This is a genomic window from Prescottella sp. D32 (assembly GCF_037287305.1).
Lineage (GTDB): Bacteria > Actinomycetota > Actinomycetes > Mycobacteriales > Mycobacteriaceae > Prescottella > Prescottella equi.
Map to the genome: position 1 here is coordinate 66,139 of NZ_JARBSW010000003.1, position 25,648 is coordinate 91,786.

At 68.8% G+C, this 25,648-nt stretch carries 24 protein-coding genes; 9 read left to right on the forward strand and 15 right to left on the reverse strand.

The genetic code is table 11. From position 1 onward, the window contains the following. Window positions 1-52: 52 nt before the first annotated feature. The 9 genes from PSS76_RS14890 to PSS76_RS14930 form a co-directional block, all read right to left on the reverse strand. Complete coding sequence (locus PSS76_RS14890; RefSeq protein WP_337456302.1) at window positions 53-1,558, reverse strand: glutamate synthase subunit beta; 1,506 nt, start codon at window positions 1,556-1,558, stop codon at window positions 53-55. Next, window positions 1,551-6,134, reverse strand: a complete 4,584-nt coding sequence (gltB, locus tag PSS76_RS14895) for a glutamate synthase large subunit (RefSeq protein WP_013416173.1) — start codon at window positions 6,132-6,134, stop codon at window positions 1,551-1,553. Before gltB ends, PSS76_RS14890 begins: the two co-directional genes overlap by 8 nt. Window positions 6,135-6,422: 288 nt before the next feature. Next, window positions 6,423-7,166: a TM2 domain-containing protein gene (locus PSS76_RS14900; protein WP_337456303.1), complete on the reverse strand. Its 744-nt coding sequence runs from the start codon at window positions 7,164-7,166 to the stop codon at window positions 6,423-6,425. Continuing rightward, complete coding sequence (lgt, locus tag PSS76_RS14905; protein ID WP_022596226.1) at window positions 7,163-8,098, reverse strand: prolipoprotein diacylglyceryl transferase; 936 nt, start codon at window positions 8,096-8,098, stop codon at window positions 7,163-7,165. Before lgt ends, PSS76_RS14900 begins: the two co-directional genes overlap by 4 nt. 5 nt (window positions 8,099-8,103) lie before the next feature. Continuing rightward, window positions 8,104-8,907 carry a tryptophan synthase subunit alpha gene (gene trpA, locus PSS76_RS14910; protein WP_064079708.1) on the reverse strand — a complete coding sequence of 268 codons (804 nt, stop codon included), beginning with the start codon at window positions 8,905-8,907 and terminating at the stop codon, window positions 8,104-8,106. Next, window positions 8,904-10,211, reverse strand: coding sequence for a tryptophan synthase subunit beta (gene trpB / locus PSS76_RS14915; RefSeq protein WP_013416177.1), 1,308 nt, complete (start codon window positions 10,209-10,211; stop codon window positions 8,904-8,906). Before trpB ends, trpA begins: the two co-directional genes overlap by 4 nt. Window positions 10,212-10,272: 61 nt before the next feature. After that, window positions 10,273-11,082 carry an indole-3-glycerol phosphate synthase TrpC gene (gene trpC / locus PSS76_RS14920; protein ID WP_013416178.1) on the reverse strand — a complete coding sequence of 270 codons (810 nt, stop codon included), beginning with the start codon at window positions 11,080-11,082 and terminating at the stop codon, window positions 10,273-10,275. Window positions 11,083-11,159: 77 nt separating this feature from the next. Next, window positions 11,160-11,897, reverse strand: a complete 738-nt coding sequence (locus PSS76_RS14925; protein ID WP_022596230.1) for a TIGR02234 family membrane protein — start codon at window positions 11,895-11,897, stop codon at window positions 11,160-11,162. Continuing rightward, window positions 11,890-13,491, reverse strand: a complete 1,602-nt coding sequence (locus tag PSS76_RS14930; RefSeq protein ID WP_022596231.1) for an anthranilate synthase component I — start codon at window positions 13,489-13,491, stop codon at window positions 11,890-11,892. Before PSS76_RS14930 ends, PSS76_RS14925 begins: the two co-directional genes overlap by 8 nt. Before the next feature lie 58 nt (window positions 13,492-13,549). Between PSS76_RS14930 and PSS76_RS14935 the strand changes: the two genes are divergently transcribed. After that, window positions 13,550-14,008: a peroxiredoxin gene (locus PSS76_RS14935; RefSeq protein WP_084866532.1), complete on the forward strand. Its 459-nt coding sequence runs from the start codon at window positions 13,550-13,552 to the stop codon at window positions 14,006-14,008. A 7-nt stretch (window positions 14,009-14,015) separates the two neighbouring features. On the opposite strand, the gene PSS76_RS14940 is transcribed toward PSS76_RS14935, so the two are convergent. Then, complete coding sequence (locus tag PSS76_RS14940; RefSeq protein ID WP_084866531.1) at window positions 14,016-14,783, reverse strand: dioxygenase family protein; 768 nt, start codon at window positions 14,781-14,783, stop codon at window positions 14,016-14,018. A gap of 153 nt (window positions 14,784-14,936) precedes the next feature. On the opposite strand from PSS76_RS14940, the gene PSS76_RS14945 reads away from it, so the two are divergent. The 3 genes from PSS76_RS14945 to PSS76_RS14955 are packed head-to-tail and all read left to right on the forward strand — an operon-like array spanning window position 14,937 to window position 17,047. Then, window positions 14,937-15,431, forward strand: a complete 495-nt coding sequence (locus PSS76_RS14945) for a MarR family winged helix-turn-helix transcriptional regulator (RefSeq protein ID WP_337456304.1) — start codon at window positions 14,937-14,939, stop codon at window positions 15,429-15,431. 4 nt (window positions 15,432-15,435) lie between these two features. Further along, a complete protein-coding gene (locus PSS76_RS14950) occupies window positions 15,436-16,242 on the forward strand; it encodes a helix-turn-helix transcriptional regulator (RefSeq protein ID WP_145237252.1) in 807 nt (268 codons plus the stop codon). Window positions 16,243-16,297: 55 nt separating this feature from the next. Next, window positions 16,298-17,047: a transglutaminase-like domain-containing protein gene (locus PSS76_RS14955; protein ID WP_337456306.1), complete on the forward strand. Its 750-nt coding sequence runs from the start codon at window positions 16,298-16,300 to the stop codon at window positions 17,045-17,047. Here the strand turns inward: PSS76_RS14955 and PSS76_RS14960 are convergent. Further along, window positions 16,995-17,174, reverse strand: a complete 180-nt coding sequence (locus PSS76_RS14960) for a tautomerase family protein (protein WP_005512856.1) — start codon at window positions 17,172-17,174, stop codon at window positions 16,995-16,997. The two genes, PSS76_RS14955 and PSS76_RS14960, sit on opposite strands and share 53 nt — an antisense overlap. A gap of 304 nt (window positions 17,175-17,478) precedes the next feature. Between PSS76_RS14960 and PSS76_RS14965 the strand changes: the two genes are divergently transcribed. Next, entirely contained in the window at window positions 17,479-18,282 is an 804-nt protein-coding gene (locus PSS76_RS14965) for an SDR family NAD(P)-dependent oxidoreductase (RefSeq protein WP_064077946.1), read from the forward strand. Here the strand turns inward: PSS76_RS14965 and PSS76_RS14970 are convergent. Together PSS76_RS14970 and PSS76_RS14975 are read right to left on the reverse strand one after the other, a co-directional pair. Next, window positions 18,230-19,408: a DICT sensory domain-containing protein gene (locus PSS76_RS14970; RefSeq protein ID WP_337456307.1), complete on the reverse strand. Its 1,179-nt coding sequence runs from the start codon at window positions 19,406-19,408 to the stop codon at window positions 18,230-18,232. The two genes, PSS76_RS14965 and PSS76_RS14970, sit on opposite strands and share 53 nt — an antisense overlap. Before the next feature lie 41 nt (window positions 19,409-19,449). Beyond that, the gene (locus PSS76_RS14975; RefSeq protein ID WP_337456308.1) at window positions 19,450-20,673 is read right to left on the reverse strand and encodes a DICT sensory domain-containing protein; all 1,224 of its coding nucleotides are present in this window, start codon (window positions 20,671-20,673) and stop codon (window positions 19,450-19,452) included. 157 nt (window positions 20,674-20,830) lie between these two features. On the opposite strand from PSS76_RS14975, the gene PSS76_RS14980 reads away from it, so the two are divergent. Beyond that, window positions 20,831-21,334, forward strand: coding sequence for a hypothetical protein (locus PSS76_RS14980; RefSeq protein ID WP_217626848.1), 504 nt, complete (start codon window positions 20,831-20,833; stop codon window positions 21,332-21,334). Window positions 21,335-21,368: 34 nt separating this feature from the next. Here the strand turns inward: PSS76_RS14980 and PSS76_RS14985 are convergent, their stop codons facing one another. Together PSS76_RS14985 and PSS76_RS14990 are read right to left on the reverse strand one after the other, a co-directional pair. Continuing rightward, window positions 21,369-21,803, reverse strand: a complete 435-nt coding sequence (locus tag PSS76_RS14985) for a hypothetical protein (protein WP_005512848.1) — start codon at window positions 21,801-21,803, stop codon at window positions 21,369-21,371. Between the two features lie 21 nt (window positions 21,804-21,824). Continuing rightward, window positions 21,825-22,304, reverse strand: coding sequence for a DUF6098 family protein (locus PSS76_RS14990; protein ID WP_139793043.1), 480 nt, complete (start codon window positions 22,302-22,304; stop codon window positions 21,825-21,827). Window positions 22,305-22,494: 190 nt separating this feature from the next. Between PSS76_RS14990 and PSS76_RS14995 the strand changes: the two genes are divergently transcribed. Genes PSS76_RS14995 through PSS76_RS15005 form a run of 3 tightly spaced genes read left to right on the forward strand, consistent with a single transcriptional unit; the run spans window position 22,495 to window position 25,647 of the window. Continuing rightward, window positions 22,495-22,968 carry an SRPBCC family protein gene (locus tag PSS76_RS14995; protein WP_081122083.1) on the forward strand — a complete coding sequence of 158 codons (474 nt, stop codon included), beginning with the start codon at window positions 22,495-22,497 and terminating at the stop codon, window positions 22,966-22,968. Window positions 22,969-22,972: 4 nt separating this feature from the next. Then, complete coding sequence (locus tag PSS76_RS15000) at window positions 22,973-24,577, forward strand: phytoene desaturase family protein (protein ID WP_081122084.1); 1,605 nt, start codon at window positions 22,973-22,975, stop codon at window positions 24,575-24,577. Window positions 24,578-24,579: 2 nt separating this feature from the next. Then, window positions 24,580-25,647, forward strand: coding sequence for an NAD-dependent epimerase/dehydratase family protein (locus PSS76_RS15005; protein ID WP_081122085.1), 1,068 nt, complete (start codon window positions 24,580-24,582; stop codon window positions 25,645-25,647). The last annotated feature ends 1 nt before the right edge of the window (window position 25,648 follow it).

The window sequence follows — 25,648 nt, forward strand, 5'->3', positions numbered from 1 at the left end:
GGGGAACGAACTCTATTCGGCGGGCGAACGCTCGGTGACACCGAAGTGAGCGTCAGAGGACGGTCAGCGGCAGGGCCGTCGGATGCACCGGAGCGGGCAGTTCGGACGAACCAGTCAGGTACACGTCGACCCCGCGTGCAGCCGAACGCCCCTCCGCGATCGCCCACACCACCAACGACGCTCCGCGGTGCGCGTCGCCGCACACGAACACGCCGGGCGTCGACGTCTGCCAGTCCGCCGCACACGACAACGACCCGCGGCGGTTGGTCTCGAGCCCGAGATCGTCGAGCAGCGGACCGTGCTCGACGCCCTCGAATCCGATCGCGAAAAGCGCGAGATCACAGGGCAATTCGATCTCCTCGCCGACGGGAGTGATCACGCGTCGGCCGTGTTCGTCGCGGACGAGGCGGACCTCCGCGAGCACCATCGACCGGACGTGGCCGGACTCGTCACCGAGGAAACGTTGCACCGCAACCTCGTACCGGCGGACGCCGCCTTCGGCGTGTGCCGGCGACGTACGCAACACCATCGGCCACGCCGGCCACGGTGCCGATGTCGCGTCCCGCTCCTCCGGCAGCGCCGGGTGGTAGTCCAACTGGGTCACCGACAGCGCGCCCTGGCGGTGCGCGGTGCCCAGGCAGTCGGCGCCGGTGTCGCCGCCACCGATGATGACGACGTGCTTGCCGCGCGCGGAGATCGGCGTCGCCCCATCTCCCTCACACTCGTGGTTCGACGCGACCAGGTGCTCCATCGCCAGGTGCACCCCGTCGAGTCCCCGGCCTTGGACGTCGGGATTGTCGCGGGCGAGCAGCGCGCCGGTGGCGAGCACCACTGCATCGAAGCGCTCCCGCAGATCCGACACCGCGAGGTCCACACCGACCTCCACTTCGGTGACGAAATGCGTTCCCTCCACGCGCATCTGGGAAAGGCGTCGTTCGACGACCCTCTTCTCGAGCTTGAACTCGGGGATGCCGTACCGCAACAGCCCACCGAGCCGGTCGTCGCGCTCGTACACCGTGACCTCGTGCCCCGCCCGGGTGAGCTGCTGTGCCGCGGCCAACCCCGCCGGACCCGATCCGACGACTGCGACGTTCTTGCCCGTCCGTAGCGCCGGGCGCACGGGTGGGACGAGGTCCTTCTCCCAGGCGGCGTCCGCGATGGCCTGTTCGATGCGCTTGATCGTCACGCTCCCCGTGGTGTGCGTGTCGGCCAACGCCAGCACGCACGCGGCCTCGCAGGGGGCGGGACAGACCCGGCCGGTGAACTCGGGAAAGTTGTTGGTGGCGTGCAGGCGTTCGGTGGCCGCGTCCCACCGTCCGCGCCGCACCAGGTCGTTCCACTCGGGGATCAGGTTCCCGAGCGGGCACCCCGCGCTGCTCGAATGACAGAACGGGATGCCGCAGTCCATGCACCGCCGGGCCTGCTCGGACACCTCACGGTCCCGCTCGGAGGGCGACTGGGGTGCATACACCTCACGCCAGTCGTGGATGCGTTCCTCGACGGGACGCTTGCGTGCGTCCTGCTTCGCCACGTGCAGGAACCCTTGGGGATCAGCCACGCGCCGCCTCCATGATCGCGGTGTCGACGTCGAGCCCTTCGGCGCGAGCCATCCGTGTCGCTTCGAGCACCCGCTGGTAGTCGGTGGGCATGACCTTCGTGAACAAGGCGGAACGCCGGGGCCAGTCGGCCAGGACCGACGCGGCCACCGCGGAACCCGTCCATCGCAGGTGCTGCTCGACCACCACACGCAGCCATTGCAGGTCGTCGCCGTCCGGAGTCTGCAACCGCACCATCGCGGTGTTGATCTTCGAGTGGTCGGCGTCGAGGAGGAACGCGATGCCACCCGACATGCCTGCTGCCAGGTTGCGCCCGATCGGACCGAGGACCACGACGCGTCCACCCGTCATGTACTCACACGCGTGGTCGCCGACCCCCTCGGTGACGGCGACGGCCCCCGAATTGCGCACGCAGAATCGTTCGCCGACCCGGCCCCGCAGGTAGGCCTCGCCCGATGTCGCGCCGTACAGCAGGGTGTTGCCCGCGATCACCTGCGTCTCCGGGAGGAACAGGACGTCGTCGGCCGGGCGCACCACGATCCGACCGCCGGAAAGCCCCTTGCCCACATAGTCGTTCGCGTCACCCACCAGGTCGATCGTGATGCCGGGGGGCAGGAACGCACCGAGTGACTGCCCCGCCGACCCCTCGAGCTGGACCCGGATCGTGTCGTCCGGCAGCCCCGCCGCACCGTAGCGGCGGGTGACCTCGGATCCGAGCAACGTTCCGACCGTGCGGTTGACGTTGCGCACCGGCAGTTCGAGCCGCACCGGCAACGCGTCCTCGAGGGCGCCCTCGGCCAGCTGGATAAGAGTCCGGTCCAGGGCCAGGTCGAGCCCGTGGTCCTGGGCACGGACGCGTCGACGCTGAGGCGGGCCCGAGCCCGGGAGCGTCTCCTCGGCCGCGAACACCGGCGTGAGGTCCAGGCCACGGCTCTTCCAGTGCGCGACGCCGACCGCGGTCTCGAGCAGCTCCGGATGCCCGACCGCCTCCTCGACGCTGCGGAACCCGAGTTCCGCGAGGTGCCTGCGGACATCCGCCGCGACGAACCGGAAGAACTCCTCGACGAACTCCGGCTTGCCCGTGAATCGTTTACGCAGTTCCGGATTCTGCGTCGCGACACCCACCGGGCACGTGTCGAGGTGGCACACGCGCATCATGATGCAACCGGCCGCGATCAGTGGCGCGGTGGAGAACCCGAACTCCTCCGCCCCGAGCAGCATCGCCACCATGACGTCGCGTGCGGTGCGCAGGCCACCGTCGCACTGCACCGTGATCCGATCGCGAAGTCCGTTTAGCACCAGCGTCTGCTGCGCGTCGGCGAGGCCCACCTCCCACGGGAGTCCGGCGTGCTCGAGGGAGGTGAGCGGCGATGCGCCGGTGCCGCCGTCGTGCCCGGAGATGAGCACCACGTCGGCATGGGCCTTGCTGACCCCGGCCGCGACCGTCCCGACACCGACCGAACTGACGAGCTTGACGTGGACGCGGGCGTTCTCGTTCGCGTTCTTGAGGTCGTGGATGAGCTGGGCGAGGTCCTCGATGGAGTAGATGTCGTGGTGCGGCGGCGGCGAGATCAGTCCCACCCCCGGCGTCGAATGCCGGGTTCGCGCGATCCACGGATAGACCTTGAACGCCGGGAGTTGGCCGCCCTCACCGGGCTTGGCGCCCTGTGCCATCTTGATCTGGATGTCGGTGGCGTTGACGAGGTAGTCGCTGGTGACACCGAATCGCCCGCTCGCGACCTGTTTGACGGCGCTGCGGCGCATCGGATCGTAGAGGCGGTCGACGTCTTCCCCGCCCTCACCCGAGTTCGAGCGGCCCCCGAGTCGGTTCATTGCGATCGCCATCGTCTCGTGTGCCTCCGCCGAGATCGAGCCGTAGCTCATGGCGCCGGTGTTGAACCGCGCGAAGATCGATTCCGCCGGCTCCACCTCCTCGATAGGCACGGGTGGGCGCAGCCCGTGCCGGAACTCGAACAGTCCCCGCAGCGTCCCGCCCTCCGCGGACAGGCGATCGACCTCCGCGCTGTACTTCTCGAAGACGTCCGCCCGGCCCGTCCGGGTCGCGTGCTGCAACAGGAAGACCGTCTCGGGGGTGAACAGGTGCAGTTCGCCGTCGCGCCGGTACTGGTAGATGCCGCCGACGTCGAGCCGACGATGCACCTGCGACGACGGGTTCTCCGGATACGCGGCGCGGTGCCGCAGTTCCACTTCGCGGGCGAGCACGTCCAGACCGACACCGCCGAGACGACTCACCGTCCCGGTGAAGTACTCGTCGACCACCTCGCGCGAGAGACCGATGGCCTCGAAAACTTGTGCGGCGGTATACGACCCGACCGTCGAAATGCCCATCTTGGACATCACCTTGAGCACACCCTTGCCGAGCGCGCGCAGGTAGTTCCGTACCGCGACCGACGCCTCGACGCCGGTGAGTTCGCCCTCGGCGACGAGGTCCTCGATCGTCTCCATCGCCAGGTACGGGTTGACCGCCGCGGCACCGCATCCGATCAGTAGCGCAATATGGTGCACTTCGCGTGCGTCCCCGGTCTCGACGACCAGCGCCACCTTCGTCCTCTCCTTCGTCCGGACCAGGTGGTGGTGGACCGCGGACACCGCGAGCAGCGTCGGGATCGGCGCCCGCAGGTGGTCGGAGTCGCGGTCCGAGATCACCAGGGTGCGGAAGCCGTTCGCGATCGCCTCGCTCGCGGACGCCCGGAGGTCCTCGATGGCCTCCGCCATTCCCTCACCGCCCGCATCCGCCCGGTACAGCGCCCGCAGCACCGTCGCCGCGAAACCCGGGCATTCCCCGTCCGCGTTGATGTCGATGATTCTCGCCAGCTCGTCGTTGTCGAGCACCGGCCACGGCAGCACGATCTGCCGACACGACGCGGCCGTGGGTTCGAGCAGATTCTGCTCGGGGCCCATCACGCGGCGCAGGGACGTCACGATCTCCTCCCGGATCGCATCCAACGGCGGGTTGGTGACCTGCGCGAACAGTTCGACGAAGTAGTCGTAGAGCAGCCGGGGCCGCTGCGACAGGACGGCGATCGGGGTGTCGGTGCCCATCGAACCGATCGGTTCGCCGCCGGCCGTCGCCATCGGCGCCAGCAGGACGCGCTCCTCTTCCGCGGTGTAGCCGAAGGCGAGTTGTCGTCGGACCACCGACTCGTGGTCGTGGGGAATTCGGCCCCGCCCCGGCAGGGAACGCAGGTCGAGCAGACCGGCGTGCAGCCAGTCCGAGTACGGCTGCTGCGCCGCGAGTTCCGCCTTCACCTCGCGGTCGGGCACGAGTCGCCCGGCCTCGGTGTCGACGAGGAACATCTCCCCCGGCTCGAGCCGGCCCTTCTCGATCACCTCGGACTGCGGGATCGGCAGCACGCCGCTCTCGCTGGCCAGCACCACTCGCCCGTCGCCAGTGCGCCACCATCTGCCGGGACGCAATCCGTTGCGGTCGAGAACCGCACCGACGACCGTGCCGTCGGTGAATGTGACGCAGGCCGGGCCGTCCCACGGTTCCATCAACGACGCATGGAACTGGTAGAACGCTCGCAACGACGCGGGCGTGTCCGCATGGTTCTCCCAGGCCTCGGGGATCATCATCAGTACGGCGTGTGGCAGTGACCGTCCGCCCAGGTGCAGGAGTTCGAGAACCTCGTCGAAGGAGGCCGAATCCGAGGCGTCGGGGGTGCAGATGGGAAACAGCCGCTCCAGATCTCCGGGGATCACCGTGCTCGCAAGCATCGCCTCGCGAGAGCGCATCCGGTTCCGGTTTCCCCGCACCGTGTTGATCTCCCCGTTGTGGGCGACGAATCGGAACGGGTGCGCCAACGGCCACGACGGAAACGTGTTCGTCGAGAAACGACTGTGCACCACGGCGATCGCACTCGTCACCCGACGGTCTCGCAGATCGCGGAAGAAGAGGGCGAGTTGCACCGTCGTGAGCATCCCCTTGAACGTGATCGTCCTGCTCGACAGCGACGGAAAGTACACGCCGATTCCGGCCCGCTCGACCTCTGCGGGCGTCTGCTCGGCGCACTTGCGCAGACCGTAGATGCGGCGGTCCAGTTCGAGTCCGCCCAGCGGAGTTCCGTCCTCCGCTCGGGCGGAGACGAACAGGTACGTCATGTGCGGCATGCAGGACAGTGCGGTCCTGCCGATGTCGGCACCGATCGCGTCCACGTCCACGTCGTGCCAGCCGAGGATCTCGATGCCCTCCTGTTCCGCTATCCCGGCCACACGCTCCCGCGCGGCAATCCGGGACTGCGGATCGGTCGGCAGGAAGCAGATGCCCGCCGCGAAGGTGTGGGCGCCGTCAGGGCGCGATTGCGGCAGCGCGAAAGGGACACGTTCGCGGAAGAACTCGACCGGTAGCTGAACGAGGATGCCGGCCCCGTCGCCGCTGTTGGCCTCCGCACCCGCGGCGCCGCGATGGTCGAGATTCTCGAGAGCCGACAACGCGTCGCACACGATCTCGTGGGAACGCCTGCCGTGAATGTCGGCGACCATGGCGACGCCACACGAGTCCGCTTCACGATCACGGACATAGAGGCCGCGGGAATCGGGTTGCCGAGAAAACAGCACCGGAACACCTCCACACCGGCCCACCGGAAGCTCCGCGAGCTTCGCTGCGGCCATCGCGCGTCGCGCACTTCTTCAGTGGCCCCTGGCGGGGTCACCGACTACGGGTGCCGACTGCATCGATCGGGGTCCACCGGCACTGCTGTCGACCCGTGAAGGTTGCCGAGGTTCCACACCCGGCCGGGCCAGTTTACCCCGGGAAGGCCACCCGAAGCGATGCCGTGAACGTGCTCCGCCCGCGCCGGAGAACGGCGCGGGCGGAGGGTTCGGTGGCGAACGGTGAACGGCGGATCAGGTCTTCAGCGGCCGACCCTGAGGGTCGCGGACGGCGCCGGACAACATGAGGATTCCGTCGACGAACGCCCAGATCCAGATGACCGGGAAGATCACGAACCCGATTCCGAAAATGATGGTGATCAGGCCGAGCCAGAAGACGAGCAACTGGGTGAGTCCGATCCCGATGCAGCCGATGTACAGGCGACCGATACCGGGCAGCGAGATGAACCCGAGCAGGATCTGCAGCAGACCGGCCGTCGCGCGGGACTTGTCGGAGTACGGTTCGCCGGTGACCGGATCCCGACCGAACGGCGCGCTCGGATCGCCGTAGGCTCCGCCGTACATCCCCGGGTACCCCGATGCCGGCGGGTAGCCCGGCGCCGACGGACCCGTCGACGGCGGTGGGGTGGGCCTGCCGTACTCGGGCTGCGGAGTTCCGTACACGGGACCGGGCGGGCCGGCACCGGTGACCGGCGGCAACGGATCGCTCGACGGCGGCGGGTAGCTCGGGCCGGATCCCCAGCCCGGGCCGTTCCCGACACCCGAGTAGGTGTCCCATCCCGGACCGGCGGTGTTGCCGCCCGACGGTGGGACCGCCGACGTGCCGGACGTCGACTCGGTCATCGACGCGTCGGCCGTGGCGTCGTAGTCGAACGGTGAGCCGAACTCGGGTGGCAGCGGCGTACCGGAGGTGTCGGCCGACTTGTCGGCGGACTGATCGCCGGTGGACTCGGGACGCTTGTCCGGTTGCTCGGTCATTTCTTCTTCCCCTCGACTTCGGACGGCTCGGCGGTGTCCGCGGCGGGCGCCGCGCGGCCACCGGATCCGTGCGGCTGCAACTCCGCCGGATCCTCACGGCCCTTCTTCGCGAGAACGAAGTACGCGACGGCGGCCAGGAAGACGAGCGCCGACGTGAACGAGTTGACGCGGATACCCAAGATCTCGGACGCGTGGTCGGAGCGCATCAGTTCGATCCAGAAGCGCCCGGCGCAGTAACCGGCCACGTAGAGCGCGAACAGGCGCCCGTGCCCGATCTTGAACTGCCGGTCGACGGCCACCAGCAACACCACGATCAGCAGGTTCCACACCAGCTCGTACAGGAACGTCGGGTGCACCACCTGCTGGACCACACCGTTGGAAACCCCGTTCAAGGTGTCCACCCGGCCGGAAGCGTCGGTGCGCTCGTAGATCTCCAGACCCCACGCAACGGTGGTCTCGCGTCCGTACAGCTCCTGGTTGAACCAGTTGCCGAGTCGACCGATCGCCTGAGCCAGCACGATGGCCGGGGCGATCGCGTCGCCGAACGCCGGCAGCGGGATCCCGCGCCGGCGGCAACCGATCCAGGCGCCGACGGCGCCCAGCGCGACTGCACCCCAGATGCCGAGACCGCCCTGCCAGATCTTCAACGCGTCCGCCGGACTGCCGCCCTCACCGAAGTACGTCGGCCAGTCCGTGATCACGTGGTACAGCCGGCCACCGATCAGCCCGAACGGCACCGCCCACACGGCGATGTCGAGCACGGTGCCCTTCTCACCGCCCCGCGCGACCCAGCGGCGGTCGCCCCACACGATGGCGACGACGATGCCGACGATGATGCACAGCGCGTAGGCACGCAGGGCCAGTGGCCCGACGTGCCACACGCCCTGCGGCGGGCTCGGAAGATAAGCGAGCAATTCGGTCGAAGTCACCATCGCAGTCACGACGCCACGTTAGCCGAGCGCACACCCTCCGCGAGTTCGGCAGTGAGCGCCCGCACCGCGTCCAATCCCTGCTCGGCCGCCGAGACGATCGCCGACCCGACGATGACGGCATCCGCGTACGACGCGATCTCCGCCGCCTGCGCCCCGGAACGAACTCCGAGGCCGACGCCGACCGGGATGTCCGAATGCGCGCGGATCCGGGCGGTCAGTTCGGGGGCCATCGAGGACACTGCGTCCCGGGCGCCGGTCACGCCCATCGTCGACGCGGCGTAGATGAACCCGCTGCTCGCCTCGAGGGTCATCGCCAGACGCTCCTCGGTCGACGACGGTGCGACCAGGAAGATGCGGTCCAGGTGATGTTCCTCGGACGCCACCATCCACTCCCCGGCTTCCTCGGGGATGAGGTTCGGCGTGATCAGGCCGAGGCCGCCGGCGGAGGCGAGATCACGAGCGAAGCGATCGACGCCGTACTGGAGCACCGGGTTCCAGTACGTCATGACGACGGCCTTGCCGCCGACCGACGCGATCTGTTCGACGACGGTGAACACGTCGCGCACCCGGACGCCGCTGCGCAGCGCGGTCTCGGCGGCGGTCTGGATGGTCGGTCCGTCCATCACCGGATCGGAGTAGGCGATACCGACCTCGATGATGTCGCAGCCCGCGTCGACCATCGTCTTGAACACGTCGATCGACGTGGGAACGTCCGGGTATCCGGCGGGCAGATACCCGACGAGCGCGGCCCGATTCTCGTCGCGGCACTTCGCGAACGTGGGCGCCAGGCGCGAATCTCGTTGGCTCACTTGGCCGAACCTTCCTCGGTCGAATCATCAGCAGAGTCGTCGAACAGCCCGAACCACTTCGCTGCGGTGTCCATGTCCTTGTCGCCACGGCCGGACAGGCTGACGACGATGATCGCGCCCTCCCCCAGCTCGCGGCCGAGCTTGAGGGCGCCCGCGACGGCGTGGGCCGACTCGATCGCCGGGATGATGCCCTCCGTACGCGAGAGCAGCAGCAGTGCGTCCATCGCCTCGGAGTCGGTGATCGGCTCGTACGACGCGCGACCGGTGTCCTTGAGGTAGGCGTGCTCGGGGCCGACACCCGGGTAGTCCAGGCCCGCGGAGATCGAGTGCGACTCGATGGTCTGGCCGTCCTCGTCCTGCAGCAGGTACGAGTACGCACCCTGGAAAGCGCCCGGGGTGCCACCGGCGAATGTGGCTGCATGCCGACCGGTCTCGACTCCGTCGCCGGCGGCCTCGTAGCCGACGAGCTTGACCGTCGGGTCGCCGATGAACGCGTGGAAGATGCCGATGGCGTTCGAGCCACCGCCCACACACGCGACGACCGCGTCGGGCAGGCGCCCGGTCGACGCCTGCACCTGTGCACGCGCCTCGAGACCCACGACGCGCTGGAAGTCGCGCACGATCATCGGGAACGGGTGCGGGCCGGCCGCGGTGCCGAAACAGTAGTACGTGCGGTCTGCGTTGGTGACCCAGTCGCGCAGCGCCTCGTTGATCGCGTCCTTCAAAGTGGCCGAACCCGATTCGACGGAGACGACCTCGGCGCCGAGCAGACGCATCCGGGCGACGTTGAGGGCCTGCCGGGCGGTGTCGACCGCACCCATGTAGACGATGCACTCGAGCCCGAGCAGGGCACACGCGGTCGCCGTCGCGACGCCGTGCTGGCCGGCTCCGGTCTCGGCGATGATGCGCGTCTTGCCCATGCGCTTGGCGAGCAGCACCTGCCCCAGCACGTTGTTGATCTTGTGAGATCCGGTGTGGTTCAGGTCTTCCCGCTTGAGCAGGATGCGCGCGCCGCCGGCGTGCTCACGCAGCCGGGTCGCTTCGAAGATCGGGGACGGACGGCCGGTGTAGTCGCGCTGCAGCCGGTCGAGTTCGTCGAGGAAGTTGTCGTCCGCGCGAGCCTTCTCGTACTCCGCGGTGACCTCCTCGATCACCGCCATGAGCGCCTCGGGTACGTGCCTACCGCCGTAGACCCCCCAGTGGCCACCAGGGTCCGGTTCATGGCCGGACCGCTCCGTCAGACCGGCGCTGGCGGGAGGCAGATCGCCACCCTTGGACACGAGGGCCTCATTGCGTGAACTCACCCCTCCAGTCTGCCCCAACGCCATCGAGAACGAGCGGTCGGGTCCGACGGGAAGCGTGCCGTCAGCGCGACGGCTTGGGGCACGACGGATGCGCACCCGCCGTCACGAGATCCGACACGGCGGCACGCGGATCGCCGCTGGTGACCAACCCCTCCCCGACCAGGACCGCGTCGGCACCGGCACCGGCGTACGCCAGCAGGTCCGCGGTACCACGAACGCCGGACTCGGCGATCTTCACGAGGTCCGTCGGCAGACCCGGGGCGATGCGCCCGAACGTGTCCATGTCGACCTCGAGCGTCTTGAGGTTGCGGGCGTTGATGCCGATGACGCTGGCGCCGGCCTCGAGCGCGCGGTCAGCCTCCTCCTCGGTGTGGACCTCGACGAGCGCGGTCATCCCCAGCGACTCGGTACGGTCCAGCAGCGACGCGAGCACGTGCTGCTCGAGTGCGGCGACGATCAGCAGGATCACGTCCGCGCCGTGCGCGCGCGCCTCGTGGATCTGGTACGGCCCGACGATGAAGTCCTTGCGCAGGACCGGAATGTTCACGGCCTTGCGGACAGCGTCGAGATCAGCGAGCGAGCCGTGGAAACGCCGCTCCTCGGTGAGCACGCTGATCATCCGCGCCCCGCCGGCCTCGTATGCCGCTGCCAGCACCGCGGGGTCCGGGATGTCGGCGAGGGCGCCCTTCGACGGGCTCGCCCGCTTCACCTCGGCGATGACGCCGATTCCGGGCGCGCGCAGGGCGGCGGCCGCGTCGAGCGCCGGAGGGGCGGCAGCGGCCGCGGCCTTCACGGCAGAGAGGTCGAGAACGGCTTCACGGGCGGCGACGTCGGCGCGCACTCCGTCGAGAATCGAGTCGAGAACGGTCATCGTGGCCCGAGTCCTTTCCGGCATGTCAACCGATGTGAGGAAACTCATCGGCTCTTGACTCAGCCTAGAGGTCGCAGTTATTCGGACTCCGAGCGGGTACCCGAGGGCCCGGTGTCCTTGGTCACATCCGGTGCCGCAGGGCTTGACTCACCTGCAGCGGAGGCGCGATCGCCCCCGTCGACGGTCGGGTCCTCACCTGCGTCGAGCGCGTCCCACAGCATGCGCTGGGTCGGCGGCTCGTTCTCCGCATGCGAGGCGCCCCGCTTGGCGGTGGCCTCCCGCCGCGCCGCCGGGCTGTCGTACTTCGACGAGAGTCCTCCTGCCGCAGACGGTTTCCGGATCAGAACGAACGCGGCACCGAAGGCGACGACGGACCCCACCAGCACCAACAGCGCCGGGGCGGTGGCCACCTCGGTCGCGGTGACCTGAGTCGCGACACGTTCGAAACCCGCGATGTCGGAGGCCTTCTCGTCGGAAGCGCCGCCGACGAGCAACCCGACGGCCGGTATCGCGGCGACCACCGCGACGACGGCGACCAGGAGCCCGACCACCCGCAACAACCATCCGCGCACCGCGAAGGCGGCCGCGATCGCAGCGATCAGCGCGAGAGCGAGAGGCGTCGTGGCGGCAGCCCAGGTGCCGCCGTCGAGTTCGGTGATGCGCTCCTCGCCGAGTCCGTCCGCGGACGTCACCGTCACCCACGTCATCCGGGAGGACGCCCACAGGCACAGCGCCGCGACGGCGAGCAGCAACGCCGCCACCCCGGTTGCCCGCTTGCTGCGCGAAGCGGGGTTCGCGGTCTTCTTCTCACTCAACGCCGTTCACCTCCGAAGCGCCCCCGAAGGGCCGCAGCGTCTGCGCGGCGGCGACGGCACTGAGCGCCGACATCGCCTTGTTCCGCGCCTCCGTGTCCTCGTACACCGGATCCGAATCGGCGACCACGCCGGCGCCCGCCTGCACGTATGCCGTGCCGTCCTTGATCAACGCCGTGCGGATCGCGATCGCGGTGTCCGCGTCACCGGCGAAGTCGAGGTAGCCGACGATGCCGCCGTAGATGCCGCGCCGTGTCGGCTCGAGTTCGTCGATGAGTTCCATCGCGCGCACCTTCGGTGCGCCGGACAGCGTCCCGGCGGGGAAGCAGGCGGTGACCGCATCGAGCGCGTGCCTGCCCTCGGACAGCCGTCCGGTCACCGTCGACACGAGATGCATGACGTGGCTGTACCGCTCGATGTGCCGATAGTCGTGCACCTTGACGGTTCCCGGCTCGCACACCCGGCCGAGATCGTTGCGCCCGAGGTCCACGAGCATCAGGTGCTCGGAGTTCTCCTTCTCGTCGGCGAGAAGGTCCTTCTCGAGCAGGATGTCGTCCTCCTCGGTGGCACCGCGCCACCGGGTGCCCGCGATCGGGTGCGTCGTCGCGACGCCTTCCTTGACCGTGACGAGCGCCTCCGGGCTGGAGCCGACGATCGAGAAGGCCGTCTCCCCCTCCGGGCCGGGCACCTGCAACAGGTACATGTACGGGCTCGGGTTCGACGCCCGCAGCATCCGGTAGACGTCGATCGGCTCTGCGGTGCAATCCATCTCGAAGCGCTGCGAGAGCACCACCTGGAACGCCTCGCCCGCCTCGATCTCGTCGATCAGCCGGCGCACGTCCGCCCCGAAGCTCTCGGTGGTCCGCTGGCGGCGGTACACGGGCTCCGGCCGCGCGAAGGTGGACACGGTCGACGGGGCGGGCGCCGCCAGCGCCGCCGTCATCCGATCCAACCGCGCGAGCGCATCGTCGTAGGCCTCGTCGACGCGCTCGTCGGATCCGTCCCAGTTGACCGCGTTCGCGATGAGAGTGATCGCGCCCTCGTGGTGGTCGACCGCCGCGAGGTCCGTCGCGAGCAGCATCACCATCTCGGGGATCTGCAGGTCGTCCACCGCGTGGTCCGGCAGCCGCTCGAGCCGTCGGACGGCGTCGTATCCCAGGAAGCCGACCATGCCGCCGGTCAGCGGCGGCAGGTCCGGCAGACGCTCACTGCGCAGTAGTTCGAGGGTACGGCCGAGCGCGACCAGCGGATCGCCGCCGGACGGCGCTCCGGCCGGAACGTTGCCGAACCACGAGGCCTCGCCGTCCCGCACGGTGAGGGCGGCGGGACTACCCGCCCCGATGAACGACCAGCGCGACCAGGACCGGCCGTTCTCTGCCGACTCCAGCAGGAACGTGCCCGGGCGGCTGCCCGCCAACTTGGCGTAGGCGGACAGCGGGGTCTCGGCGTCCGCCAGCACCTTGCGGATGACGGGGACCACGCGATGCTCCGCCGCCAGCGACCGGAACTGCTCGCGGGTGGTGGTCGAATCGTGCCGTGGCCCCCGGCCCGGAACGGCCGAGGGAGCTGCTGGGATGGTGGTGGACTCGCCGCGCATGCACCCATCATCCCAGCAACACCGATCGATGCCGCGGTCGCGGGTAGCGTCGGCGCCCATGAAGCCCGGAGAGCGCGCGCCCGAATTCGACCTTCCCGACCAGGACGGCATCCGCCGCACGCTGGCGTCACTGCTCACAGACGGACCGCTCGTGCTGTTCTTCTATCCCGCGGCGTCCACTCCGGTGTGTACGGCCGAGGCGTGCCACTTCCGTGATCTGGCACGCGAGTTCGCCGCGGCCGGCGCGTCCGTGGCGGGTATCAGCCGCGACGCCGTCGAGAAGCAGGCGAGTTTCGCCCGCGCGCAGGAGTTCGACTACCCGCTGCTCGCCGACGTCGACGGCACCGTCGCCGAGCAGTTCGGTGTCCGGCGAGGACTGCTCGGCCGGATCACCCCGGTCAAACGCAGCACGTTCGTCATCGACACCGACCGGACGGTGCTCGAGGTGATCTCCAGCGAGCTGCGCGCCAACCTGCACGCGGACCGCGCACTCGAGTTCCTGCGCAGCCGGGCCTGATCCGGCGTCAGACCACCTGGAAGGAACGCTTCGCCAGGCCCATCCAGAAGCCGTCGATCACCTGGTCGGCGCTCTGTTCCGGATCGCTCGACGCACCGAGGGTGACGAACAGCGGCGCGAAGTGCTCGATCGTCGGGTGGGCGTACGGCATGCCGGGGGCCTGGGCACGGAAGTCGATCAACGCGTCGACGTCCCCGGCCGCCAGCTTCTCCGCCGCCCACGCGTCGAATTCCGCCGACCATCCGGGCGCCACGGCGTCGGGCGACGGATCGCGCAGGAACGGAAGACCGTGCGTCGTGAAACCGGATCCGACGATCAGCACCCCCTGCTCGCGCAGCGGACGCAGCCGCCGTCCTAGTTCGAGTAGGCGCACCGGATCGAGGGTGGGCATCGACATCTGCAGCACCGGGATGTCCGCGCCGGGATACATGACGGTGAGCGGCACGTACGCACCGTGATCGAGACCGCGGTCGGGCTGGTGGTGAACCGGTTCGTCGTCGGGCATGAGTGCGGCGACCTGACGGGCCAGGTCGGGTGCGCCCGGCGACCGGTAGGTCACCTCGTAGAAGCGGCGCGGGAAGCCCCCGAAGTCGTACACGAGCGGTGTCCCGGTTGCAGTGGCACCGATCGTGAGCGGCGCCGACTCCCAGTGCGCGGAGATCACGAGGATCGCCGTCGGGCGCGGCAGATCGGTGGACCACCGGGACAGCTCGTCGACCCACTGCGCGCTGTCCACCAGCGGGGGTGCGCCGTGGCTGAGGAAGATGGCCGGCATTTCGCTCACGAGAACTCCTTTGTTGAAGCTTCAACCTAACATGTCGTTCAACTTTCCCCGCTCGACCTCTGTTCCCCGCTCACGCGCCGGCGGTGCCGGTTTGGCACGCTGGTACCCGAGATCGACCTCTTCAGTGATCGGAGAAACGACCCGATGGGCGCGCAACAGAGCACCGAGACTCCCTGGCTCACCGGAGCACAGCAGGAGGCGTGGCGGACGCTCGTCTCCCTCGTGACCCGGCTGCCCGCGGCGCTCGACACCCAGCTGCAGCGCGACTCCGAGCTGACCCACTTCGAGTACTTCGTGCTCGCAGTGCTCTCGGAGGCGCCCGACCGGCGCCTGCGCCTGTCCGAACTCGCGTTCCAGGCCAACGCGTCGTTGTCACGGCTGTCCCATGTCGTGACCCGGCTCGAGAAGCGTGGGTGGGCTCGGCGCGAGACGGTGGCGGGCACGCGCGGGGCGTTCGCGGTCCTCACCGACGAGGGCTACGACAAGGTGGTCGAGGCCGCACCCGGGCATGTCGCCACCGTTCAGGCGCTGGTCTTCGAGGGCTTGGACAACAAGCAGGTCATGCAGCTGTCGACCCTGGGCAAGGCACTCGTCGATCAGCTCGACCGGGGCATCGCGGCCGGCACCGGCAAGGCCTAGCCGCATGGCGGCGGAGCCGGCATCCTCCGGCCCGTCCGCGTGGGGCGGGATGCTCACGCTGACACCCGGCGCCGTCCTCTATCGAGGCCCCGGAGGCAACGCCGATCTGCACGCGCACCATGCCGTGCAGGTCCTGATCACGCTGGACGAGCCGTTCGTCCTCGAATTCGCGGACAGCAGTCTCGAGGCCTCTGCCGCAGTCGTGCCGAGCGGTCTCCCCCACCGGCTGCGGTGCACGTCCCGCGATGCGCTCCTGATGCTGGTCGAGCCGCTGGGGCCCCGCGGCCGCGGGCTCGGCGCGGTGGGATCACGCAGCCGGGGCCAGGAGTATGCGCACACCCTCGCCCGCATCGCGACCGAGCGTGTGCGTGAGCCGAGCGCCACGGCCACGATCGACCACCTGCTCGGAGCGATCACCTCGGAGGGACCGCCGCGATCCCGCGCGCTGTCCCGACCGGTGCGCTCGGCGGTGCAGTATCTCGAACGCAACGCCGGGACGCGGCCGACGCTCACCGGTGCGGCCGCCGAGGCGCACCTGTCCCCCTCGCGGCTGACACACCTCTTCACCCAGGAGGTGGGAATCCCGTTCCGCCGCTACGGGCTGTGGGTGCGCCTGCGTGCGGTCGCCGAACACGTCGCGGCCGGATCCGACCTCACCCGTGCGGCGGTCGCGGCCGGCTTCAGCGACTCCGCGCATTTGAGCCGGGTGTTCAAGAGGAACTTCGGCCTCACTCCGTCGGCACTGCTGGGAATGACGGTCGACCGCGACGCGTGGCCCACGGGCGGACCGACGGGGGCGGACCCCGCGTAGAAGATCAGCCGCAACGTTCAAGCCGCCCCACCGTCGCCTCTCCTACGTTCGAGGCATGGACGTTCACCTGCGACCCACCGACATCCTCGACTACGAGCGGGAACCACTTCGCGCGCTGATCGGATCGCGCGGATGGCGCGAACTGCCGTACGCGGCGCGCATCGGCGCGGTGTACGACTTCGTCAGGGACGAAATCGAATTCGGATACAACGCATCCGACGCGATCCCGGCGTCCCGGGTGCTCGCCGACGGGTACGGCCAGTGCAACACCAAGACCACCCTGTTGATGGCACTCCTCCGCGCCGTCGGAGTGCCCTGCCGATTCCACGGGGCGACCATCGACAAGCGTCTGCAGAAGGGCGTCGTCGAAGGCGCGCTGTACCGCATGGCACCCCGAAACATCCTGCACAGTTGGACGGAGGTGTGGTTCGACGACCGCTGGGTCGATCTCGAGGGAGTCATCCTCGATGCCGACTACCTGGCGGGCCTGCGCAACACCGTGGCGTCCACCGGGTCATTTCTCGGCTACGGGGCCGGGACCGACGACATCGCCGAGCCGCCCGTGGCGTGGGTCGGCACCGACACCGCCATTCAGAAGACCGGCGTGAACGGCGATTTCGGTACGTTCGACGATCCCGACGACTTCTACCGAGCGCACGGCACCAACCTGACCGGCGTGCGAAAGTTCCTGTATCAGAGGGTTATCCGTCACGTCATGAACCGCAGGGTCGCCTCGATCCGCGGGTGTGCGATCACCCCAGCGGTTCGCCGCCCACGCCCCAGTGCTCGCGCGGAACCTCGGTGATCGTCACCCACACCGACGACGCGTTCTTTCCGGTCGCCTCGGCATAGGCCTTGGTGACGGCGGCGATGGTCTCGCGCTTCTGTTCGGCGGACAGGCCGGGCGTCTGACTGATCTGAATCAGGGGCATGCCGCCATTGTCGCCGCAATCGCTTCCGTCTCGCCCGTCGGGGCGCCACCACCACGCCCGCGCGCCGGGAGCCGAGACGACCGGGATCGATCGGAGCGGCCCTCTCGACTCCATTTCGTCAACACTGTTGACAACATTTCGTCAACACTGTTGACTGGTTCTCATCGAGTTCGACCGATCGGAAGACTTGCCATCCGGTGCGCCACGAGGCAGAAGTGATCGCCCCGATCACCGGTCCGGGCGCACACGGCCGACGCCGATCGCCAGTTCCCAGCTCGAACTCATTCGTAGAAAGGGCGCAAGAATGAACCGACTTTCCGGCAAGAAGATCGTCATCACCGGAGCTGCAAGTGGAATCGGTCAGGCCGCGGCGAAGTTGATGGTCGCCGAGGGCGCACACGTTCTGATCGCCGACCTCGACCGGGAGGCCGCCGAGAGTGCCGCCGCCACCATCGGCCGGTCCGAGTCCGGTGGGCGAGCAATCGGGACAGAGGTGGACGTGATGGACGCCGAGTCGATCCGCACGATGATCGACCACGCGGTCGCAGAATTCGGTGGAATCGATGTTCTGTGCAATCACGTCGGCGGCAGCAACCCGCGCAAGGACCTCGACCTGCTGCGACTCGACCTCGACGAGTGGGATCGTACGATGGCGCTCAACGCCCGCAGCACCGTTGTCGCGTCACAGTTGGCGCTGCCTCACATGATCGCGGCGGGCGGTGGTTCGATCATCAACACCGTGTCCGTCGGCGGACTCACCGGCGACACTCTCCAGTGCGCCTACGGAGCGGCGAAGGCAGCCGTCATCCGTCTCACCCAGTACATCGCCACCCAGTACGGAAAGCAGGGCGTTCGCTGCAACGCCGTCGCGCCCGGGGCGGTGATGACACCGGCGCTCCGGGACAACCTTCCGGCGAACGTCATCGACGACATTCGTCAGCACAACGCCCTCGACATGATCGGTGACCCTGACGACATCGGATGGGCAATGGTCTATCTCGCGTCCGACGAATCCCGGTACATGAGCGGCCAGACCCTCGTGCTCGACGGTGGACTCACCGCGCAGAGTCCGATTGCCGCGAGTCGCCGAGTGCTGCTCGACTCCTGACGGCCCCGGCTGCGGCGGTTGCCGCCGACGCTACGGGTCGGCACAGAACCGACCGGGCGGCGCGGACGATCGTGCTGCGGTCGTACGTGACGACGTAGTCGAACTCACGCTTGTCGTCGGATCCCCCGGTGTGCAGGTCCAGAGCGGAGAGTGCACACGCGAACCGGGCACCGATGACGATCACGTTCCATTCGTCGATCAGAGGATCGTGTGGGTGCAGCCCATACCGATGGATCCCCAGATCGCTTGCCGGCAAGAACTGTTCGCCGTACGCCGCCGTGAACGAAATGGTGCGGGCGAGGTTCGACCATCGGCGCTCGGTGGACGCGGGAAAGTGATGCAGCCGCTGAAAGGTCCCGAGGGCGACGACCTCACTGCCGGCCGATCGCGCCTGCTCCTCCAACTGTGTGCTCATCTCGACGAGGAGACCCTTGACGCTTCGAATCCGTTCGCGTCCGGGAGAAATGAGGGAGAACGGGGTGCTGCCGACCGGGACGGGGTCCACCTGCCAGGTCGGGCCCGCGAGCAGCGGTCGGGGCCGAGTCCTGCGCATCGGATCGGGAGTTCTGTGCAGGGATTCGAACTTCCGGCCCGAGCCGTGGCGGATCCCGAGAGCGAGAGCGTGCTCGCAGTCGCGGTCGGTGTCGATACCGTCGGCGACCACGACCGCGTTGCTGCGCTCGACGACCGCGGCGAGGGCCTGAGCCAGAGCGATCGGATCGCCGTCCGCACCGTTCGACAACCCCCCCGCTCCGACCACGATCACATCCGGCTCGATCAGAGGCAGTAAGCCGAGGGCTCGCGAGTGCGACCCGACGCCGCTGAGAGCAATGAGATCGCCCTCGGCGCGGGCACGGTCGATCAGTCCGAGGACCGGCGTGGGATCGCCGTCCAGCAATCCGGGTGTCACAACCGACACACGGGAGACGGCTGCGGCCCTGCTCGCGCTCCGGCGAGTGATGGGAACGAAAACCGGAAGCGCCCGGCGCTCGACGTCCGACGGAAACAGGTCAATGCAGTCGGCGTCGCAGTTGGCGTCCTCGCCGTTCCACACAACGGCCACACACTCGCCGTCTTCGAGCTGACAGATCGGAACCACCAACTGCGCACCCGACGACTGACCCATCGCAGCAGAATAGGTCAGTTCCCCGGATACCCGCGTGTGCGTCAGTCGGTGAACCGCTCCAGGACGGCGTGCGCGCAACGCGTCACGGTGCGGCGATCGTAGGAGACCACGTACTCGAACTCGCGTTCGCTGTCGACCGTCCCTTTGTGCAGGTCCCGGGCGGCCAGCACACAGCAGAAGTGCGATCCGAGGACGACGACGTTCCATTCGTCGACCAGTCGGTCGGTGTGGTCGAGCGGCGCGTGATGGACGTTGAAGTCGATCATCGGCTGAATGCCCACTCCGTATATCCCGGTGTAGGCCACTTGCGACGCAAGATGAGCCCAGCGGCGCCTGGAACCGGGAGTGAAATGATCGGCGTGCTGGAACGTACCCAACACGATGGTGTCCTGGCCGGCCGAAGCGGCCTGCATCTCGAGCATCTTGCTCATCGACACCAACAGTCGCTTGAGGCTGCGCGTCGTCCGGCGACCGGGTGCGGCGATGGTGAAGGGCGTCGAACGCCCGTCCGACGCGCCCTCGGGCCGGGAGCGCGGTCCCGGATCGAAGTCACCGTGACCCGCGACCGATGCGGCTGTCGCAGGAGGGAACGAGCCGATCCCGAACCGCGCTCCGACGCCGAGCGCGCGGCGCCGCTGCAGGTCGCTGTCGACGCCGCGCGCGATCACCAGGGCATCGGTTCGCTCGCGGTAGGCCGCGACTGCATGCGCTGCCCGTGCCGTCAACGCGTGAGCGGGGCGTGAAACGAGGTCGGCCGACGTGATGATCACGTCCGGCTCGACCAGGGACAAGAGCGCCAGCGACTGCGGGCGCTCACCCACCTCGTCCACGGCGATCGCCAATCCCATGGAACGAGCCGCCGCGATGTATCCGAGTGCCCGTGCCGGATGCGCCATGACGGCGTCCTCGGTCACGGTTGCGATGATGCGCGCACCGTCGTCGACTCCCGCCAGGTTCGCACTCACAACGATCTCCACGTCCAGTAGAGCCAGCTGCGGTACGGCGGACTCCTCCTCCGCATAAGCCCGCGCCGCGGCCAGGGTGAACTCGTCGAGCAGACCCGCCTCACCCATCGAGCGCGCAGTGGTCCGTAGGACACCGGGAGCCGCGAAGGCAGAATCCTCGGCGCCGCGGAGCTGAAGCTCCACAGCGCTCAGGGCGGCGGTGTCCAGGCAGCGGACGGGAGCGCGGTGCACACGGAGCGGGATTCCATGGAACGCGGGGGCAGAGCCCGCCGAGGCGGGTTCCGGTGCAGTTGTCTCCATCGGCCCACCATGCCAGACGCCCGGTCCAGAACCTTTCAGCACCTAATTCATATCGATTCGATAACTTTGCATAACGTTTCTGCATCGTTGGACGACCATCGCGCTTTCGGCGGTTTCCGCAGCTCAATACGTACTACACGGGGTCTACGCTCGCCGCATGACAGCAATCGGAGACAGCCCAACTGCGGACGCGGCTCCCTCCGTGCCCGTTTCGTTATACGAACTCGCGACGGCACCCGTCACGACCACGAGGCGCGCGGAGCGCGCATCGCGGGTGCCGACGGCGGCGTATCTGTCTTCGCTCTATCGCGACGAAGTCAATGCACTCGCCATTGCGACGTGCAGACCGACCTCCGTGGTTCGTCGCGGCACCGGGTTCCTCCTGTGCGTGGAGTTCGAGTTCGACCGGTTCCTCCTCGCCACCAACTCTCCGCTCGGCACCCTCGATCCCAGCCCTCGACGCACAGAGCCCCCGCGATGGGTAGTGCAGTTCTTCGCTCGCGACGACGGAAACGAACGGTTCCTGGTGGAAGCCGCGAACGAATGGCTGATCGACGCATTCGACGACGCCCTGATCCGGGTCTGCCGGCAGGGACACTGGGTGCGGGCCGATTTGAAGTACGGGCACCTGACCGCGCCGCGCGAGGCCGCGACGGCCTAGTTCGACAGGTGCGCGGCGCAGTCGGGCCGAGGTGTCACGGGCAGGCCGGTGTGACGATGTCGTAGATCCGTTCGGCCTGATCCTGCGAGGGTTCGGTTCCCTTGTTGGCCGCCAGCACCCGGATCTTCTCGGTGACCTGCTCCTCGCTGACCCCGTTCGCCAGGTCGTTGCAGGACGCGATGACGATGTTCTCGATGCTGTCGTCGTCGCGGTCCTCGGAGAGATCCGAGTACCCGCTTCGAAATGCGACCACGAACGCATCGAGCTTCGCCTGATCGAACGTGCCCAGCTGGTCGGTCGATGTGACCGATGTGGGGGTCGATTCTTCGCTCTCCGTCTCGGTGGTCGCGGGCATCTCCATCGACGTCTGCATCGTGGTGTCGGTGTTGTCGTCGTTGCCGTCTCCGCACCCCGCCAACGGCAGCACGGCGCCGGCACCCACCAGAGCGGTGGCGATGATCTTCTTCATGCGACTTGCCTCTCTCTTCGGCTATTCGGAAGTTGGAGTGGAGGGAGCGAACTGCTGCTCGAACAGGCGCGCGGCCTCCTCGAGCACGGATCGATGGATTCGGGCCAGCGGACGGAACTGGGCGACCAGCGGTTCGAGATCCAGGCTGTGTCCGATGACGGTGCCGGTGAGCAACCAGGGAAACCGATCCGGCTCCGAGCCCTGCTCGGCGGGCACTTGTTCGACGAGGCCGCAGCAACGGTGCAGCCGGCGCGCGATCCATTCCTCAGCAGTCCGCGGCCACCACGGTTCGAGGGACAGTGGCGTGACGGTCAGGCCCGGCATGTCGATTTCCGACTCCCGGTCTCGGCTCCGACAATCTGCGGCATCGCGTTCGGGGCCGGCGGAGTAGCGCAGGAAGATGCCGTGTGTGGACGCCGTGAGGGCGACCAGCTCGGCCAACGTGGTGATCGTGACGAGCTGCGCCCCCGGCGGCTCCCGATTCGAGACCGCGCCGGTCACGAGTAGGTCCTCCGGACTCTCGATCGCACCAAGCTCCTCCGATGCTCGCATCCGTCTCGACGACGGCGGGCACGGTCCGTGTACCCGGGCGGGCGCGCAGCCAACCATGCCGGGCACGTTTCACTTCTCGGCCCCTCGGGAATACACCGTCTGTTCCGATCGGTCCCGAGCAGCACCCGGAGAGGCAGACATGAGATTCGAGGCGCACTGGGAGACCACCGCTTCTCCCGACAAGGTGTGGGAGGTGCTCGCCGACGGCTGGCGGTATCCGGGCTGGGTGGTCGGCGCGTCCCGAATGCGGGCCGTGGACCCGGCCTGGCCCGCCCCCGGTGCGCGTATCCACCATTCGGTCGGATTGTGGCCGTTCCTCATCGACGACCACACCGAGGTTCTCGAGGAGGATCCGGGGAAGTCGCTGACCCTTCTGGCCCGCGCGAAAGCCTTCGGCCGGGCCCGGATCGAAATCCAGGTCCGCCCCGACGGGGTGGGCAGCCTCATCGAGATGGGCGAGCATCTCGCCTCCCCTCCCATGTCGTGGTTTCCGCAGAGCGTCGTCGAACTGGCGGCGGTGCCGCGCAACCGGGAGTGCATCCGCCGGTTGGCACTGCTCGCGGAGGGCCCCGCCCATCCGCGCGACGGCTCGACCGCACCGAGGCTCGGGTGATCGGATGACGGAGAAGGCGGATGCAATCGTCGTCGGCGCCGGACCCAACGGACTGGTCGCCGCGATCACACTCGCGGATCGAGGATGGGACGTGCTGGTCCTCGAGGCCGAACCGACACCGGGAGGAGCCGTGCGTTCCGGTGACCTCCACCCCGGATACCGGTACGACCGGTTCAGTGCGTTCTATCCCCTCAGCGCGGTATCGCCCGCGTTCGCCGAGCTGGACCTGGACCGGCACGGGTTGTCGTGGAGTCGAGCTCCCATCGCGGTGGCCCATCCGCTGGACGCCGAGGACTCGAACGCGCCCGCCGTCCTTCCCGAGGCCGCGGACACCGCAGCCGCACTGGAGCGGTTCCGCAGCGGCGACGGGGAACGGTGGCTCGAGCTGTACCAGACGTGGGAGCGCATCCGAGAGCCCCTGCTGGACACCCTGTTCGGCCCGTTTCCCCCGCTGAAGGGGCCGGTGAAGCTACTGCGCGAGCTGGGCTCGGCTGAGGCGCTGCGCATCGCCCGGTTCCTGTTGTTGCCGGCGAACCGGATGGGGCAGGAACTGTTCGCCGGCGAGGCGGCGAAGGTCCTGCTCCTCGGCAATGCACTGCACGCCGACGTGCCACCCGACGCCCCGATCAGCGGGGCGATGGGATTCCTGTTGGGGATGCTGGCGCAGGACGTGGGTTTCCCGGTCCCCGTGGGTGGTGCGGGCGCGCTCACCGACGCCCTGGTGCGCCGACTGGAATCGGCGGGCGGCCGGGTGGAATGCGACAGTCGTGTCGACGCCGTGACCGTGCAGGGCGGCGCGGCAACGGGGGTTCGCCTGTCCGACGGCCAGACGTTCGGCGCTCGTCGCGCTGTCCTCGCGGACGTGTCGGCGCCCGCGCTCTACGAGCGTCTGCTGCCGCAGGACGTCGTGCCCGCGAACGTGCGCGCCGCGCTCGCGAACTTCGAGTGGGACACCCCGGTGGTGAAAGTGAACTACGCTCTGCGCGAGCCCATCCCGTGGCAGGCCGACTCGGTCCGCCGTGCCGGAACCGTACATGTGGGCGGCGACACCACCAGGCTCGCGAAGTGGCACACGCAGCTGGCGGCCGGGGAGCTCCCCGAGCACCCGTTCCTGCTGGTGGGCCAGATGACGACCGCCGATCCGACCCGCTCGCCGGACGGCACGGAGAGCGCATGGGCGTACACGCACCTCCCGCGGGGCGTGGCCGACGATGCCAGCGCGGACAAGATCGCCGAACGCACCGACGAACAGCTCGAGCGTTTCGCTCCCGGCTTCGGTTCGAACATCGTCGCGCGAAGCGTCCAACGGCCGTCGGATCTCGAACGCGCCGACGCGAACCTGGTGAACGGCGCTGTCAACGGCGGAACCGCCCAGTTGCACCAGCAACTGATCTTCCGTCCCGTTCCCGGGTCGTCGCGGCCGGAGACTCCCGTGAAGAACCTGTTCCTGGCCAGCGCGTCGGCGCACCCCGGTGGCGGCGTGCACGGCGTGTGCGGCCTCAACGCGGCCCGGGCCGCCCTTGCCCGGCACGGTATCGGGGCGCCGGTCCGGCGAAGCGTGAACCGCGTCGTGGCGGACGTCGTGTGGCGTTCCGCGAAACGAGGGTGACGATGCGGATCGCGATCACCGGCGCCACCGGGAACCTCGGCACGGCCCTGTTGCAGGCGTTGCGGGAGGACGGCGACCACGAGATCGTCGGAATCGCGCGGCGGAGGCCTCCGGACGAACCCCCGTACGCCGGCGTGGCCTGGCACACCGTGGACGTCGCCGCCCCCGACGCCGCCGAGCAACTCGCACTCCCGTTCGCGGATGCCGACGCCGTCGTCCACCTCGCGTGGGGTTTCCAGCCCACCCATCGACGCCACTACCTGCGGGCGACCGGGGTCGACGGGACACGCGCCGTGCTCGCGGCCGCAGCGACGGGCGGCGTCGGGCACGTCGTCCACATGTCCTCCTCCGCCGTCTACGCGCCGGGCTCGTACGGGCGACCCGTCGACGAGTCGTGGCCCACCACCGGTGTGCGGTCCTCGGTCTACAGCCGGGACAAGGTGGCCGCCGAGGACGTCGTCCGCCGCCATGTCGATTCCGGCGCCGGCCCGTCCGTGACGGTCCTGCGCGCCGGCCTGATCGGTCAGTACCGGGCGGGAAACCAGTTGCTGCACTACATTCTTCCCGACTGGGTGCCCGCCGGCGTTCTGCGCGTCGCGCCCGTGGTGCCGATCGACCGAGGCATGTGCATCCCGGCGGTGCACGCCGAAGAGGCGGCGCGAGCGATCGTCCTCGCGACCCGGCGGCGGAAATCCGGGATCTACAACATCGCGTCCGACGTCCCGGCGACGGGCGCCGACGTCCTTGCCGGACTCTCCGTCCATGGTCTGCACGTCCCGTCCCGACTGCTCCGGGCGGCCGCCCAGGTGACGTGGCGGCTGCACCTGCAACCCGTCGACGGAGGCTGGATCGACCTGGCGTACTCGACTCCGCTCGTGGACCCCGCCCGCGCCCGCGACGAGTTGGGTTGGGTCACGCACACCGAGGGACCGGATGTCGTCCGCGAACTGGCCGAGGGGATGGTCGATCGCGCGGGCACCGGCAGCCCCGTCCTCGAGGACCGCTCGGTGCTCACGCGGCTGACGTCGGCCCTGCGGCGAGGCGAGGTCGGCACCAGGAAACCGACGTGAC

Excerpts from the sequence above, each read along its gene's own strand:
- PSS76_RS14935 (WP_084866532.1), top strand. The coding sequence starts at position 13,550 with ATGAAGCCCGGAGAGCGCGCGCCCGAATTCGACCTTCCCGACCAGGAC.
- PSS76_RS14940 (WP_084866531.1), bottom strand. The coding sequence starts at position 14,783 with ATGCCGGCCATCTTCCTCAGCCACGGCGCACCCCCGCTGGTGGACAGC.
- PSS76_RS14985 (WP_005512848.1), bottom strand. The coding sequence starts at position 21,803 with ATGAAGAAGATCATCGCCACCGCTCTGGTGGGTGCCGGCGCCGTGCTG.
- PSS76_RS14995 (WP_081122083.1), top strand. The coding sequence starts at position 22,495 with ATGAGATTCGAGGCGCACTGGGAGACCACCGCTTCTCCCGACAAGGTG.
- PSS76_RS14975 (WP_337456308.1), bottom strand. The coding sequence starts at position 20,673 with ATGGAGACAACTGCACCGGAACCCGCCTCGGCGGGCTCTGCCCCCGCG.
- PSS76_RS14930 (WP_022596231.1), bottom strand. The coding sequence starts at position 13,491 with ATGCGCGGCGAGTCCACCACCATCCCAGCAGCTCCCTCGGCCGTTCCG.
- lgt (WP_022596226.1), bottom strand. The coding sequence starts at position 8,098 with ATGGTGACTTCGACCGAATTGCTCGCTTATCTTCCGAGCCCGCCGCAG.
- trpC (WP_013416178.1), bottom strand. The coding sequence starts at position 11,082 with ATGACCGTTCTCGACTCGATTCTCGACGGAGTGCGCGCCGACGTCGCC.
- PSS76_RS14945 (WP_337456304.1), top strand. The coding sequence starts at position 14,937 with ATGGGCGCGCAACAGAGCACCGAGACTCCCTGGCTCACCGGAGCACAG.
- PSS76_RS14900 (WP_337456303.1), bottom strand. The coding sequence starts at position 7,166 with ATGACCGAGCAACCGGACAAGCGTCCCGAGTCCACCGGCGATCAGTCC.
- PSS76_RS14960 (WP_005512856.1), bottom strand. The coding sequence starts at position 17,174 with ATGCCCCTGATTCAGATCAGTCAGACGCCCGGCCTGTCCGCCGAACAG.
- PSS76_RS15005 (WP_081122085.1), top strand. The coding sequence starts at position 24,580 with ATGCGGATCGCGATCACCGGCGCCACCGGGAACCTCGGCACGGCCCTG.
- PSS76_RS14965 (WP_064077946.1), top strand. The coding sequence starts at position 17,479 with ATGAACCGACTTTCCGGCAAGAAGATCGTCATCACCGGAGCTGCAAGT.
- PSS76_RS15000 (WP_081122084.1), top strand. The coding sequence starts at position 22,973 with ATGACGGAGAAGGCGGATGCAATCGTCGTCGGCGCCGGACCCAACGGA.
- PSS76_RS14970 (WP_337456307.1), bottom strand. The coding sequence starts at position 19,408 with ATGGGTCAGTCGTCGGGTGCGCAGTTGGTGGTTCCGATCTGTCAGCTC.
- PSS76_RS14955 (WP_337456306.1), top strand. The coding sequence starts at position 16,298 with ATGGACGTTCACCTGCGACCCACCGACATCCTCGACTACGAGCGGGAA.
- PSS76_RS14950 (WP_145237252.1), top strand. The coding sequence starts at position 15,436 with ATGGCGGCGGAGCCGGCATCCTCCGGCCCGTCCGCGTGGGGCGGGATG.
- PSS76_RS14980 (WP_217626848.1), top strand. The coding sequence starts at position 20,831 with ATGACAGCAATCGGAGACAGCCCAACTGCGGACGCGGCTCCCTCCGTG.